This is a genomic window from Bradyrhizobium macuxiense, assembly GCF_001542415.1.
Lineage (GTDB): Bacteria > Pseudomonadota > Alphaproteobacteria > Rhizobiales > Xanthobacteraceae > Bradyrhizobium > Bradyrhizobium macuxiense.
This window is the reverse complement of the sequence record NZ_LNCU01000010.1, coordinates 1-14,141: the sequence shown is the minus strand read 5'-3', so window position 1 is coordinate 14,141 and position 14,141 is coordinate 1. Positions and strand designations below refer to the sequence as shown.

General features: G+C 63.1%; 13 protein-coding genes. 7 read left to right on the top strand and 6 right to left on the bottom strand.

Annotated elements, in window-relative coordinates; genetic code table 11:
• Window positions 1-12: 12 nt before the first annotated feature.
• The 4 genes from AS156_RS00790 to AS156_RS00775 form a co-directional block, all read right to left on the bottom strand.
• Window positions 13-1,404 (bottom strand): amidase family protein, encoded by a 1,392-nt coding sequence (locus tag AS156_RS00790; RefSeq protein WP_066498691.1) that lies wholly within the window; start codon window positions 1,402-1,404, stop codon window positions 13-15.
• A 156-nt stretch (window positions 1,405-1,560) separates the two neighbouring features.
• A complete protein-coding gene (locus AS156_RS00785) occupies window positions 1,561-2,130 on the bottom strand; it encodes a c-type cytochrome (protein WP_066499260.1) in 570 nt (189 codons plus the stop codon).
• A 184-nt stretch (window positions 2,131-2,314) separates the two neighbouring features.
• Window positions 2,315-3,592, bottom strand: a complete 1,278-nt coding sequence (locus tag AS156_RS00780) for a PQQ-dependent sugar dehydrogenase (protein ID WP_136625956.1) — start codon at window positions 3,590-3,592, stop codon at window positions 2,315-2,317.
• A 171-nt stretch (window positions 3,593-3,763) separates the two neighbouring features.
• Window positions 3,764-4,021: a DUF6894 family protein gene (locus AS156_RS00775; RefSeq protein ID WP_066498690.1), complete on the bottom strand. Its 258-nt coding sequence runs from the start codon at window positions 4,019-4,021 to the stop codon at window positions 3,764-3,766.
• Window positions 4,022-4,348: 327 nt separating this feature from the next.
• On the opposite strand from AS156_RS00775, the gene pqqA reads away from it, so the two are divergent.
• The 6 genes from pqqA (at window position 4,349) to pip (ending at window position 8,809) form a co-directional block, all read left to right on the top strand.
• Window positions 4,349-4,429 (top strand): pyrroloquinoline quinone precursor peptide PqqA, encoded by an 81-nt coding sequence (gene pqqA / locus AS156_RS00770; RefSeq protein ID WP_035635412.1) that lies wholly within the window; start codon window positions 4,349-4,351, stop codon window positions 4,427-4,429.
• A gap of 145 nt (window positions 4,430-4,574) precedes the next feature.
• Window positions 4,575-5,504 (top strand): pyrroloquinoline quinone biosynthesis protein PqqB, encoded by a 930-nt coding sequence (gene pqqB, locus AS156_RS00765; RefSeq protein WP_066498687.1) that lies wholly within the window; start codon window positions 4,575-4,577, stop codon window positions 5,502-5,504.
• Between the two features lie 20 nt (window positions 5,505-5,524).
• Window positions 5,525-6,280 (top strand): pyrroloquinoline-quinone synthase PqqC, encoded by a 756-nt coding sequence (gene pqqC, locus AS156_RS00760; RefSeq protein ID WP_066499255.1) that lies wholly within the window; start codon window positions 5,525-5,527, stop codon window positions 6,278-6,280.
• 9 nt (window positions 6,281-6,289) lie between these two features.
• Window positions 6,290-6,598 (top strand): pyrroloquinoline quinone biosynthesis peptide chaperone PqqD, encoded by a 309-nt coding sequence (gene pqqD, locus AS156_RS00755; protein ID WP_066498686.1) that lies wholly within the window; start codon window positions 6,290-6,292, stop codon window positions 6,596-6,598.
• Entirely contained in the window at window positions 6,595-7,827 is a 1,233-nt protein-coding gene (pqqE, locus tag AS156_RS00750) for a pyrroloquinoline quinone biosynthesis protein PqqE (protein ID WP_066498685.1), read from the top strand. The genes pqqD and pqqE overlap by 4 nt, the downstream gene beginning before the upstream one ends.
• Window positions 7,817-8,809, top strand: coding sequence for a prolyl aminopeptidase (gene pip / locus AS156_RS00745; protein ID WP_066498683.1), 993 nt, complete (start codon window positions 7,817-7,819; stop codon window positions 8,807-8,809). Before pqqE ends, pip begins: the two co-directional genes overlap by 11 nt.
• A 1,025-nt stretch (window positions 8,810-9,834) precedes the next feature.
• Here pip and AS156_RS00735 read toward each other — a convergent pair.
• A complete protein-coding gene (locus AS156_RS00735) occupies window positions 9,835-11,160 on the bottom strand; it encodes an alkyl/aryl-sulfatase (RefSeq protein ID WP_245312488.1) in 1,326 nt (441 codons plus the stop codon).
• A 163-nt stretch (window positions 11,161-11,323) separates the two neighbouring features.
• On the opposite strand from AS156_RS00735, the gene AS156_RS00730 reads away from it, so the two are divergent.
• Window positions 11,324-12,223 carry a LysR family transcriptional regulator gene (locus AS156_RS00730; protein WP_066498678.1) on the top strand — a complete coding sequence of 300 codons (900 nt, stop codon included), beginning with the start codon at window positions 11,324-11,326 and terminating at the stop codon, window positions 12,221-12,223.
• 261 nt (window positions 12,224-12,484) lie between these two features.
• On the opposite strand, the gene AS156_RS00725 is transcribed toward AS156_RS00730, so the two are convergent.
• Window positions 12,485-14,089, bottom strand: a complete 1,605-nt coding sequence (locus AS156_RS00725) for an IS1182 family transposase (protein WP_066498669.1) — start codon at window positions 14,087-14,089, stop codon at window positions 12,485-12,487.
• Window positions 14,090-14,141: the final 52 nt, after the last annotated feature.

Genomic DNA, 14,141 nt, shown 5'->3' with positions numbered 1-14,141 from the left:
TCTCGTCGTGACCTATGTGGCCGGATCGATTGCCGTCGACGGCGTGCCGCCGGCCTCGACCGCTTCACCGGCGGCAAGGCAAAGGTCCTCGCGGTAGCGGCCGGCCACCAGCTGCACACCGACGGGAATCCGCCCGGCCAGTCCGGTGGAGACGGTTAGCCCGGGAAGCCCCATGAAGGGAATGGCAATCTGCGGCATCTGCGCATGCCACACCCGCGCAAACGACGCGTCATCCTTGCAGTCGAGGTGATCGGGGAACGGCAACTCGCCGGACACCGGCATCAGCAGCACCGGATATTTTTCGAAGAACGCGAACCACTCGCGGGTCAGCGTCGCGCGCCGGGTCAGCGCCTGCGACAGGTCGAACGGATGCACCTTGGCCCGGTTGCCGCGCAGGCAGGCGAGCGCACCGGGATCGCCCTCGCGCTCGGCGGTCGCGAGCTGGGCCTCGTAGCCGTCGCCGAGCCAGAGCTTGGTCTGGATGTCCACAGGCTCGCGCAATGGCGGCGTGTCGGCGATCTCCTCGACGATCCAGCCTGCCCGCTGCAGCCGCTTGCCGGCATCGGCCACCGCGGCAACCACCTCGGGCACCGGATTGAGGCCATCGGGATTGAGGCACATTGCGACGCGCTTCTCCCGCGGCGCTCCTTCGAGCGGAACCGGCGCGTACCAGGGATCGCGATAGTCCGGCGCCGACATCGCCGCCAGCGCGATGCGCAGGTCGTTCACGGTGCGCGCCAGCGGACCGGAGACTGCGCTGATCTGCGGGCCGATCGGGCGTTCCGGCACCGCCGGATTGAACGCCGGGATGCGGCCCATGCTCGGCCGCAGGCCATGCACGCCGCAGGCATAGGCGGGATAGCGGATCGAGCCGGCGATGTCGGTACCATGGGCGATGTGGCCGATGCCGGCGGCCACCGCGGCACCCGCACCGCCCGAGGAGCCGCCCGGCGTGATGCCGGGATCGCGCGGGTTCTTGGTGTCGCCGTGAATGAGATTGGTGGTGAACCAGCGATAGGAGAACGCCGGGCAATTGGTGCGACCGAGCAGCACCGCGCCGGCCTTGCGCAGATTGGCAACCACGGGATTGTCGACCTTGGCGATGGTGTCGCGCTGCAGCTTCAACCCGTTGGTGGTGGCATAGCCTTCCTGGTCGACATTGACCTTGATGGTGACAGGCACGCCGGCGAGCGGCCCCACATCGTCGCCGCGCGCGATCGCCGCGTCGATCGAGGCGGCCTGCGCCAGCACATCGTCCGGCCGGTGATCGACCACCGCGTTGATCTTCGGGTTGACCGCATCGAGCCGGGCCAGCCCCGCCTGTGCCGCCTCCTTCGCCGAAACCTTTCTGGATTTGATGAGGCTGGCCAGTTCGGTGGCCGACAGACGCCAAAGATCCTGCATGTGCAACTCCGTGTGACGGCAAGCGTTTTACAGCATGATCCGGAAAAATGTGCAGCGGTTTTTCCGAAAAGATCATGCTCGAACAGAGCGCTAAAGCGCAACACCGCGCTTTAGCGCCACACGAAGAACAAGACCAGCGGTCCGCTGCCCGGGATGTCAGCGGACGCGGGCGATGTAATAGGCAAGGTCGGCGATCTGTCCCTTGTTCACCGTCTGCATCACGTCGGCCATGGTCGCGTCATAGCCGTGGCGGCTGTTGTCCTTGTATTCGGCAAGCGTCTTGGCGAGATAATCCTCGCGCTGGTTGGCGATGCGCGGGACGTTCTCCTTCCCCGAAAAATCCGTGTTGTGGCAGGTGTTGCAGCGATTCTGCTGCGCCAGAGCCTGGCCGCGCGCCATTCGCGCCGGATCGCCTGCATCCGCCGGCGGCGCAGGCTTCGGCAGCGTGGCGATGAAGTCGGAGAAGGTCCTGAGATCGTCGTCGGTCAGTGGCTTCGCCATCTCGTTCATCGGCTCGAAGGTGCGCAGCTTCTCGCGGAACATGAAGAGCTGGATCAGCGCATACGGCGCCTGCTGGCCGCCGAGCGAGGGCGTGTTCTCGGTTTCGGACGTGCCGTGCTCGCCGTGGCAGGCGAAGCACGGCGCAGCGCGTTCCTGGATGGTTTCGGCGTTTGCGGAGAGGGCGACAGGCGCAAACGTCAGGATTGCAAGGGCTAGGTATCGCATTGATTTCTCCACGGCCGTCATTGCGAGCCAACGGGTCGCGCGAACGCGCGCCCGATGACAGGCTCCGCGAAGCAATCCATACCGCCACTTGCGGAGATATGGATTGCTTCGTCGCTTCAGCGCAAAATTGCTTTGCAATTTTGTCGCGAGCTCCTCGCAATGACGCGGACTTGGCTATGTTGTCTTACTTGTCGGCGACCTTCGGCTTGCCGTAGCTGACGCGGTAGACCGCGCCGTTCCAGTCGTCGGAGACCAGCAGCGAGCCGTCCTTCAACAGCATCACGTCGACGGGACGGCCGACATATTTGTTGTCCTGGAGGAAGCCGGTCAGGAACGGCTCGACCGACTTCACGGTGCCGTCCTTGTTCAGCTTGACGACGGCGACGTCACCGCCCTGCTTCTGCGTCTTGTTCCAGGAGCCGTGGCGCGCGACGAAGATCGCGTTCTTGTAGGATTTCGGGAACTGGCTTCCGGTGTAGAAGCGCATGCCGAGCGAGGCGGTGTGCGGGCCCATCAGGCCGACCGGGGGCGTGTAGTCCTTGCAGGACTTACCCCAGCCGAGTTCCTGGTCGATGATGTTGCCCTGGTAGCAGAACGGCGCGCCGAAATCTTCGCCGGCCTTGGTGACGCGGTTGAGCTCGTCTTCCGGCACCGTTTCCGACAACCAGTCGCGGCCGTTGTCGGTGAAGTACATCTGCCTGGTCTCGGGATTCCAGTCGAAGCCGACCGAGTTGCGCACGCCGAGCGCGTAGACCTCGGCGCCGGAGCCATCGAGATTGATGCGGCGGATCTGGCCGTGGTCGGCGTCATGCAGCACGTTGTTGCCGGGCTGGCCGACCGGGACGTAGAGCTTGTTGTCGGGACCGATGGCGATGAACTTCCAGCCATGGGCCTCGTCCTTCGGCAGCTTGTCGTAGATCACGGTGGGCTTCGGCGGATTGTCCAGGATGTCCTCGACCTTGTCGATCTTGGAGATCTGCGACAGCTCGGCGATGTAGAGCGTGCCGTCCTTGAAGGCGACGCCGTTCGGGCGATAGAGGCCGGAGGCGAGCACCTTGACCGAACGTTTGCCGTCCTTGTTGACGATCGCATAGACCTTGTCGACGAGACGGCTACCGACGAACACGGTGCCTTTGTCGCCGAGGGCCATCGAGCGCGCGTTGGCCATGCCGGCCGCATAAACCTCGACATTGAAGCCGGCCGGAACCTTGAGTTTGGCGAGCGGCAGCTTGTCGGACGAGGCCGGGATCGGCGGCGGTGCGACGGGGGCGAGCTTGGCGGCCGCCTCATTGTCCGGACGCCCGATCAGCGGCGAGCCCGGCGGCAATGCAGGCGCTGCTGCCGGCGCCGCGCCCGACGCCGGCGGTGCGGCCGGCTGCTGCGCGGCGGCACCGAGCGTGAATGCACCGAAGAAAGCGCCCGCCAGCAACAGGCTGCGCGGCGCGAACGAGTAACGGATCATGGTGTTCTCCCCTGGGGCGGAAGCCGTCTTGCTTGGCTCCGGTGACATCGACCGGAGTCGGCAGCCTTCCCGAAGTCCTAATGTCCCAATTGTCCGGACAAACGCAATCGGAAACATGCCGGAAACAGACGCGAGCTACCGGCGTCACACCACGCGGCCTTTCGACGCGTATCAGTGCCTGGTGATCGAGCGGTCCGGGCGATCGAGGATCGCCTCCGTGAACGGAAACTCCAGCACGATCTCGCCGTCGTCGTCGGTCACCTCGATCACGGCGCTCAGCAGCGCGCCGTCGGCGCCCTCGGTCTTGAGCAGTTCCCGAATCATGGCCCGCGCCATCTCCCAGGCGCGATCGGGATCCCGCAGGATCTCGCCGTCGGGGTCGGAAATCAGCTCGTCGCCGATACGGGTGTTGAAGTAATAGCGTGGCATCGGCTGAACTCGGCTCAGTTGGGCGCCCCTCGTCACCGTGGGGCGCGAAACGAAAATCGTCACCAGGACCTTGGGAGGAGGCTCGCGACCCTGCCCCGCCCCCAACATCACTATTCACCCCATCGCGAACAACAGGAAAAAGGTCTGATGCCACGGGCTTTTGAGAGGAAGGCGCGCACAACTCCGTGAGCAGCAACGGAGGGTTGCCGCAATGCAGCATGGCCCAGGCAAGGCAACCCTGCAAAAAATTTAACTGGCGAAGTTTTACAGTCGCATTAGTTTAATCCGCAGGGCGGAAGTTCGTCCGGTTGCAACAAGGAGAGCCAAATGGCCTGGAAAGCACCGAAGATCGTCGAAGTGTCGGTCGGCATGGAAATCAACATGTATATGTGCGCGACCCGCAAGTAAGCGGCAGCGCTCCATATACGTTTGGTGTTTAGCGCAGGTGGACGTCCGGGCGTAACGCGCTTCCGAGCAAGGAAGTGTGTTTGCAAGCCGGGCTCCACCTCGTAGCGTTTTTGGGTTCGAGTCCAATTCCTCCAGGAGACGGATCATGCTTCGCGTCGTCGTCCTGGGCGCCGCAGCCGGTGGCGGCGTTCCGCAGTGGAACTGCGGATGCTCGGTGTGCAGGGCGGCACGGAGCGATCATCCGGAATTGCAGAGCACGCAGGCCTCGATCGCATTCAGCGGCGACGGCGCAAACTGGTTCCTGGTCAACGCCTCTCCCGATCTCCGTCAGCAACTGATCGCGACACCGCAATTGCATCCGAAGCAAGGCGCGCTGCGTCACAGCCCGATCACCGGCGTGATCCTGACCAATGGCGAGATCGATGCGGTCGCGGGGCTACTCTCGATGCGCGAGGGATCGCCCTTTACGATCTATGCACATGAGCGCGTGCTGGCGATCCTGCGCTCGAACAGCGTCTTCAACGTGCTGAGCGAGAAGAACGTCGGCCGCCAGGGAATTGCGGTCGATGCGGCCTTCGAGCCGGCTTTGCCCGACGGGTCACCTTCCGGCCTCGAAGTGCTGCCGTTCGAGGTTCCCGGCAAGGGCGCCTGGTATCTCGAAGGCAAGGCGCATCCGGCCGGCCAGGACGGCGCAGGCGATACGCTGGGCCTGCGTATTGCGGACAAGCGCAGCGGCAAATATTTCTACTTCCTGGCTGCCTGCGCGCGGGTGACCGACGCCCTGAAGTCACGGCTCAAGAGCGCGCCGCTGGTGTTCTTCGACGGCACGGTGTGGCGCGACGACGAGCTGATCGCGGCCGGGCTCGGCAACAAGACGGGCCAGAGCATGGGACATATCGCGATGTCGGGCGATCGTGGCGCAATCGAGAGCCTCGCCGCTCTCGACATCGGACGAAAAGTGTTTTTGCATATCAACAACTCCAACCCGGCGCTGCTTGGGACCTCGGCCGAGCGCAAGGCGGCTGAACAGGCGGGCTGGCAGATTCCCTCCGACGGAACGGAGATCGTGCTGTGAATGTCGTGCTGACCTCAGGAATGACCGCGCTTTCGATCGGCAAGGGCATCACGCTCGACAGCGCCGAGGCGATGGAGGCGACGCTGCGCCAGATCGGCGCGACGCGTTATCACAGCCTGCACCCGTTCCACCGCCTGCTGCACGGCGGCAAGCTCAACAAGGGCCAGGTGCAGGCCTGGGCGCTGAACCGCTATTACTACCAGAGCACGATCCCGCTGAAGGACGCGATGGTGATCTCGCGCTTTCGCGACCGCAACACGCGGATCGAGTGGCGCCACCGCATCGAGGATCATGACGGCGACCTCGGCAATGAGGGCGGCATCGAGCGCTGGCTCAAGCTGACCGAGGGCCTCGGTCTCGACACCGCCTATGTGGAATCGACCGAGGGCATCCTGCCCGCGACCCGCTTCGCGGTGGAGGCCTATGTGCATTTCTGCCGCGACCGCACGCCGCTCGAGGCGATCGCCTCCTCGCTCACCGAATTGTTCGCGCCGAACCTGCATGAGGAGCGCATCTCGGGGATGCTGAAGCACTACGACTTCGTCAATCCCGACATCATGAGCTATTTCAGCCGTCGCCTGCAGCAGGCCCCGCGCGATGCCGGCTTCGCGCTGGAGTATGTCAAGCAGCATGCCAGCACGCCGACGGAACGCGAAGCGGTCTGCAACGCGCTGATCTTCAAGACCAACGTGCTGTGGGTGCAGCTCGACGCGCTGTATCACGCCTATGTCGAGGGCCACATTCCGCCCGGCGCCTTTGCGCCGAAGACGAGCTAGGGACGCATCATGGCGAGCCGCAACATCAGCGTCAGCGAGACCAGCCGGCCGAAGCTGCCGCGCCATGCCAAGCTGAAATTCGATGAGACTCGGCAGGTCTGGGTGATCCTGGCGCCGGAGCGCGTGCTGGCGCCTGACGAGATCGCGGTCGAGGTGTTGCAGCTCTGCGACGGCGTGCGCAGCGTCTCCGAGATGGCCGACCAGCTCGCAGTGAAATACGCAGCGCCGCGCGAGGCGATCACGACCGACGTGATCGCGATGCTGCAGGACCTCGCAGACAAGGGCTTTCTCACCGAAGCGCGCGAGAAGACATCATGAGTGACACGCTCGCCGACAACAAGACGACGGCGGCGCCCCCGAGCGACGGGCTCGCCGTGCTGGAAAGCCGCCGTTCGGCGGCCGAGACCTTCGGTATTCCGCTCGCGGTGCTCGCCGAGGTCACACACCGCTGCCCGCTGCAGTGCCCCTATTGCTCGAACCCGGTCGAGCTCGATCGCGGCAGCACCGAGCTCACCACAGATGAATGGAAGAAGGTGCTGGGCGAGTTGGCCGAGCTCGGCGTGCTGCAGATCCATTTCTCCGGCGGCGAGCCGACCGCGCGCAAGGACATCGTCGAGCTGGTGCAGCACGCGACCGATGTCGGGCTCTATTCCAACCTGATCACCTCGGCGGTGCTGCTGACCAAAGACAAGCTGTCTGCGCTGGCCGATGCCGGCCTCAGCCATGTGCAGATCAGCTTCCAGGGCAATGAGCCCGTCGTTGCCGATCGCGTCGCGGGCTTAAAGGACGCGCACAGGAAGAAGCTCGAAGTGGCCAGATGGACGCGCGAGCTCGAATTGCCGCTCACGGTGAATGCGGTGATGCACCGGCAGAACCTGCATCAGCTCCCCAACATCATCCAGATGGCTGTCGATCTCGACGCGGACCGGCTCGAAGTCGCCAACGTGCAGTATTACGGCTGGGCGCTGAAGAACCGCGCCGCGCTGATGCCGACGATCGAACAGATCGAGGAGACCAGCCGCATCGTCGAGGAGGCGCAAGCGCGGCTGAAGGGCACGCTCGCGATCGACTATGTGGTGCCGGACTATTACGCGTTGCGGCCGAAGAAGTGCATGGGCGGCTGGGGCCGGCAGTTCTTCAACATCTCGCCGGCCGGCAAGGTGTTGCCGTGCCACGCCGCCGAAAGCATCACCGGACTGGAATTCGAATCCGTGCGCTCGAACCATTCGATCGCGTGGATCTGGCAGAACTCGGAAGCCTTCAACCGCTATCGCGGCACGGGGTGGATGCCGGAGCCGTGCAAGTCCTGCGAATTCCGCGAGGTCGATTTCGGCGGCTGCCGCTGCCAGGCGTTTGCGCTGACCGGCGATGCGGGGAATACCGATCCGGCCTGCTCGCTGTCGCCGCGGCATGAGGAGATCTTCAAGCAGGCCGAGCGCGAGGCGGCCGCGCATCAGGACCGCTTCATCTACCGCAATTTCGCCGGCGGCACGCTGGAGACGGACGATCGCCAGGACGAACGCCAGGATAAACGCAATGGCGCCTGACGCCGAAGCCGGCAAGGCGGCCAGGCGATCCGATCCCTTTGCACCGCTGACGTCGGAATTGCTTGATGTCGGCGACGGCCATCAGATCCACGTCGAGAGCGTCGGCCGCGAGGGCGGCATTGCCGCGGTCTATCTGCATGGCGGGCCCGGCAGCGGCTGCCAGCCGGATCATCGCCGCCTGTTCGATCCCGAGCGTTTCCACGCCGTGCTGTTCGACCAGCGCGGCTGTGGCCGCAGCCGGCCGAAGGGCAGCCGCGAACACAACACCACGGCGCATTTGATCTCGGACATGGAAAAGATCCGCGAACGCTTCGGCTTCGAACGCTGGATGGTGGTCGGCGGTTCCTGGGGCGCGACGCTGGCGCTGGCCTATGCGCAGGCGCATCCCGATCGCGTCAGCGGCCTCGCGCTGCGCGCGACGTTTCTCGGTACAAGCGAGGAACTCGACGCCGCCTTCCTGCACACGCTGCCGCGCTTCTATCCGGCGCTGCACGGGGATTTCCTCGATATGCTGCCGGAGGACGAACGCGCGACGCCGCTTGCGTCCTATTATCGCCGCATCCTCGATCCCGGCGCCGCCGTGCACGGCCCGGCCGCGCGCGCCTGGCACGACACCGAACGCGCGCTGTCGGAGCACACGCCGAAGCAGACGCGGCTTGATCTCGCAGCGCTGAGGGCGTCGGCCGGCGCCCTGCCCTCGACGCCGTTCATGGAAGCGCACTATTTCGCCAATGACTGCTTCATGCGGCCGAACCAGCTGATGGACGAGGCAGGCCTGCTCGCCGGCATTCCCGGCATCATGGTGCAGGGCCGCTACGACCTGCTGTGCCCGCCTGCGACCTCGCACGCGCTCGCCGCGCGCTGGCCCGGCAGCGAGATCCGCATCATCGACGAAGCCGGCCACATCCTCTACGACCCCGGCATCCGCAACGCGGTGATGAAGTCGATCGCGGATCTGGCGTCTCATCTTACTGCGTCATAGACCGTTGTATCCCCTCATCCTGAGGGGCTGACTCAAAAAGAAGCCAACAAAATCGGGACTTTCAGTTACCGCGTCATGCCCGGCCTTGTGCCGGGCATCCACGTCTTTCTTCCATTCAGCAAGAAAGACGTGGATGGCCGGGACAAGCCCGTGTCCTTACCGAGACAGACAATCGCGGCTGGGGCAAGGCGTTGGCGCCGGCCTGGGCGATTTCTCCGGTCTTTTCAAGCCAGTCGAGAATGGTGCCGAAATCGCCATGCAACACGGCATCGACTTGGCCGGGCCGGGCGCCGGGCGTCAAGACGAAGCGATCGATCAGGGCCCGAAGCGCCTCAGTCGCCTGGACCGCGTTGTCCGGATGAGCAAGCTTCGGCGAACCGTGCCACCTTGCGCCGATAAATCTCGGCGATGTTGGGATGGATGTCGGGGATTTCGGCCGGGGCCGTGGCGATCCGCGCGCGCAGGACGCATCGGCCCCTCGATCGACGTCCGGCTGACGCTGGCCGCCCTGCGTTCGGCCATTGAAAGGCGAAGCCGCCACCCCGCTGCTGCATCACACGGATCGCGGGTCGCAATATGCTGCCGGGCTCTACCGGCAGACGCTTGCCGACCATGGCCTTGTCGGATCGACGGGGCGCCGGGGGCAATCTACGATAACGCCAAGGCTGAGAGCTTCATGAAAACCCTCAAGGTCGAGTCGATCTATCCGATGGCCTGTGAGACGTCGCCGCCGACCTTCCGTGCTTCATCGACCAAGTCTACAACGCCAGCCGGCTGCGCTCCGCGCTCGGCTATCTCAGCCCTCAGCAGTTCGTGGATCAACACGCCCAGCTCACGATCAAAACCGCAGCCTGATCCTGTCTACCCGCAGGAGCGCACTCCAATTCCAGTCTCGCAGAATGGGCAGACCCAGCCGGCCTTCCCGCTGCCGGGTCATCGTTCCCGCTAATCCATCCGTTTTGTTGCTCCCAGCGCCACGGCGTTGGAACGGAGCGCGCGCGCATGTGCATCGCAACCAACCTCTATTATTTCGATTGGTGCCGTTGAGTGTCCCTGAGATGGTTGGCCACGGTCAGATAATAGTTCCGTGCCGTCGCATTCATCTGGCGCTCGCCGAGCTCCCGGAGCGCACGGATCTTAACCGTCGTTGCGGCGCCGTTCTGTGGCTCAAGGGCAAGAACGTAATCAGCCTGTTCTGCCGCCCACTGGAATTGACCGGCAGAAAGGGATGCTTCGGCGCTCTCCAGCATCTTCGCCGTGCCTCCGGCCATTGCGACAAGCTTTGTTGCACGTTCCTTCTCGGTCAGCGGGAAGATGTGCGTCGGGTTGCCGTCAAACCAGCCGGCGTTCTGCGAATAGATTCCACGCACCGCCCAGGCGACGGTACCGTAGTATTCTTGCAGGTACGGATGTTGCGCCAGTTCCGCAGGCAGCTTTATCTCCTGAACCAACTCGTCGGGGGTCTTGCCCTTGCTGATTCCTTCCATCGTCTTGTCGTAGACGAACTTGATGCCGTCCCTGTAGGCCGTGAGCGCATCCTTCGCTTCGTCCGCACCGCTGATCGTCCCCATGTGACCGGGAACGACATAGCCAGGGTTGAGAGCGAGCAGCCTGTCCAGGCTGGCAACCCATTTCTCCACCGGACGAGTCGGCAGACCTCTTAGCGGCGCGATATTCGGGAAGGTCTTCAAGAACACGTCACCTGCGATCAGGACCTTACGATCCGGCAGCCAGACCGAGATATTCTCATCAGCCTCGCCGGGGGTGAGGATCAGTTGGATCGGCACGCCTGCGATCGTCAGGCTTTCTTCGTCGCCATCGAAGGTTTGAGTGGGCGGCAAAAAACCTTCCCGAGTATGGGGCGTGACCCTGCCATATTCCAACTGCGTGCCGGCGTTGATGAATTGATCGTCGGGCAGAGCGGTACCGAACGCATCGCCACCGTCACGTCGTCCGCGACCTGTGTCCGGCTTGGCCGTGACCAGAAGCTTATGGCTATAGATTTCCGGCTTGTCATCGCCTGCGAATACAGTTGCGCCGCCGGTGTGATCGGGATGATTGTGGGTATAGATGATTGCACGGACAGGGTGGCTCATTCGATCGCCGAAGGCTTCAACGATCGCTTTGGCATCGACCGGATTGGCCGAGGTGTCGACAACGATCGAACCGCCTTCGGCCTGGATCAAGGTGACGTTGCTGGCGGAATACCCGATCGCGGTGTAGACGCCCTCGGTAACTTTCTCGACTCGTTTGCGGAATTCCTGAGAATGCGCTTTCAGCTTGTCGCGCCCTGAAAAGTCGTCGGTAGCGAAAGCCGGAGCCGTCATGCCGAGAATTGCTACGATAGCCATGACGCCTCCTACTTTGCGTTTCAATGATCCTGCCATCCTACCCACACCTCCAGAATAGACAGCGGCGAAATCTGACCGCCCTCACTATCCGAGATAGGCCCCTCATTTTCGAAACAGTAGCCGGAGATTTGACAGCCTGCCTCTCATAAACGATAGGGCAGTTATGGATTACAATGCTGTCAGTATGTTTATCGCCGTCGCGCAGACGGGCAGCCTTTCTGCCGCCGCCGTGCGAATGGGAGTTCCGCTCCCGACATTGAGCCGCAAAATCGCAGAACTTGAGAGTGACCTGAAGGTGCAGCTTCTGGAGCGCACCGCCCGCGGCTGCCGTGTGACGGAAGCCGGGTCGCGATTGTTCGAGCACGCCAGCGGCGGGATAGAGGCGCTACAGGAGGCTGAACGCTTGATCATGAGCGCGCAGGCGCGATTGGTCGGCCGCCTTCGCCTTTCGCTTCCGCAATCCTTCGAGCCCTGGTGGGAGCTCTTAGGCCTATTCCAGCGCGCCCATCCCGACATTCAGATCAGCGTCTATTCGACAGAAAGACGTGTTGATCTCTTGGCGGACGGGGTCGATGTCGCGTTACGGGTTGGCGCGATTGCCGACGACACGGTTGTCGCCCGCCATATGCTCTCATTTCGGCATATCCTCGTCGCCAGTCCCAAGCTGGTCGAAAGGCACGGCGCGTTGAACCACCCGGCCGACCTAAACCGATATCCGTGCGCCGCATGGGGCTCTACCCTCGACGCCCGCCCGGTCTGGATGTTTGGCGGTCATTCGTTCCAGGTCCTGGCCACATTTACGGTGAATGACTACCTTCACTTGAGGGCTAGAGCGATCGCGGGAGACGTTGTGACGGAACTGCCGTCGTTCCTCGCCGCGGAACCTCTTAAGAGGGGCGAGCTCGTGGAATTGCTGCCCGAGCTCCCTTTTCCAGATACCCCTCTGCACCTCGTCTACAGGCGGCAACGGCATCCATCTACGATTATTCGAACTTATCTCGACTTCTGCTCGACGCATCTGTCGATCGTCGAGGACAGATGTAGAGTTCCGTCCCATGAATAGTTGTGCCAACTCGATCACCGAGAGACTAAATCGCGGCTACAACGATGTGGCGGTCTCGGTGGAAACCTGCCCGGCCATGAAATTCATTTTCAGACAGTTGAGTGCCCGAAAACATTAGCTGCATTGTCAGTCACCCGCGATTCTGGAACAGGGTTGCCCTGCGAGACCTGAAACCTGTTCGCCGCGGCCGGATTTCTGAATAACAGAATTATGCCGCTGAGTTGCCCGACGAGACTGAGCAAGAACTACTGGTGAGCGGAGTTAGGCCGGCGTGGGCCGGCCGATTGCGAGCGGAAGCCCTATGTTTGTCCAGAGAGCCGCGAGAGCAACCTGGATGGGCGTCAAAAGGGCTGCGAGGGTACATCGGCAAGTAGCAACCGCCTTGGCGAGCGCGGCCAGAAACGCGTCGAAGCCCAGGATGTTGAGCACGCGGGTGAAGTTGTAGCAGAGCGCCATCAGGCTCCACTCGCCGCGGACCTTGTCGAAGCCGCGGACCAGGAAATGACGATAGCCGGCACGGCATTTGAGCGTGCCAAACGGATGCTCGACGATGCCAAAGCGACGGCGCATCACCTCGCCCGCGCCCTGCATCCGCGCGCGATGACGTTCGAGAACGTCTTCATGCTCCCAGCGACCGATCGTCCGGTAGGCCGCGTTCGAGCCAAGGCAACGGATCTTGAGCGGGCAGGTCCTGCAGATCGCTCCGCGCGCCGCGTAGCGGATCTCGACGCGGCCACTGGTGTTCTTCTGCCTGCTCTTCATCGGATGTAGCTGATGGCCGCCGGGACAATGATAGGTGTCGGATACGCCATCATAGTTGAAGTCCTTGAGGGCGAAGCGGCCTTGCTTCTCGAGCCGGGCGCTGCCCTCCGGCACCGGCACATAGGCCGTGATGCCATCGTCCTCACAGGCCTTCAGTTCGCGGCTGCTGTAATAGCCCTCGTCTGCCAGCACCTGCAGGGTCTTGACCTCGAGGGCTTCCTTTGCCGCGATGGCCATCGCATGTAGCTGGCCGACATCGCTGCTGTCGTTCACCACCTCGCTGGCGACAATGAGCTTGTGCTTGTCGTCGACGGCGGTCTGCACGTTGTAGCCTGCGACCCCCTGGCCGCTCTTGACCAGAAGTCGGGCATCCGGATCGGTCAGGGACAACTGCGTCTCGCCATTCTCTTCCAACCGAGCAAGATCGGCTTGTGCGCGCGAGCGCTTCGCCATCAGTGCCGCGACCTTCGCGCCAAGGTCACCACCACCTGCGCCGCCACCATCGGAGCCATCCTGGCCTGGCTTCCTGGCTTCCGCGGCGTCATTGTCCTCAAGGGACTTGCCGTAGGCCTCGATCTCCTGATCGAGCTTTCCGATCTGATCGGCAAGCCTCTTGCGCGTAAAGATGCTGGCCTTGCTGGCGTCGCCATGGAAGAACGAGCCGTCAATCGCAACAACGCTGCCGCCGACAAGACCGAGTTCGCGCATCAGCAGCACGAAGCTGCGGTTGGCCGCCTTCAGAGCCACCCAGTTCTCCTTGCGGAAGTTGCCGATCGTCCGATAACCCGGCTTCAGATTCTTCAGCAGCCAGATCAGTTCCAGATTGCGGCAGGCCTCCCGCTCCAACCGGCGCGACGACCTGATCTGGTTGATGTAGCCGTAAAGGTAGAGCTTCAGCAGATCGGCTGGATCGTACGGCGGTTGACCGACCCCTTCGGCCTTGCGATCCGCATGGCGAAAGCCGAGCTTGGCAAGGTCGAGCACACGAACGAAGCTCTCGATCGCCCGGACCGGGTTGTCCGCCCCGACATAATCCTCAATCCGAGCAGGAAGCAGGCTGGCCTGGTCGCGGCTCTCGCCGCTCTTGAATGTCCGATTCGTCATGAACAGAATCGTACATCAACTTCCCAAAATGCCGAGTTCTTGCTCAGTCTCG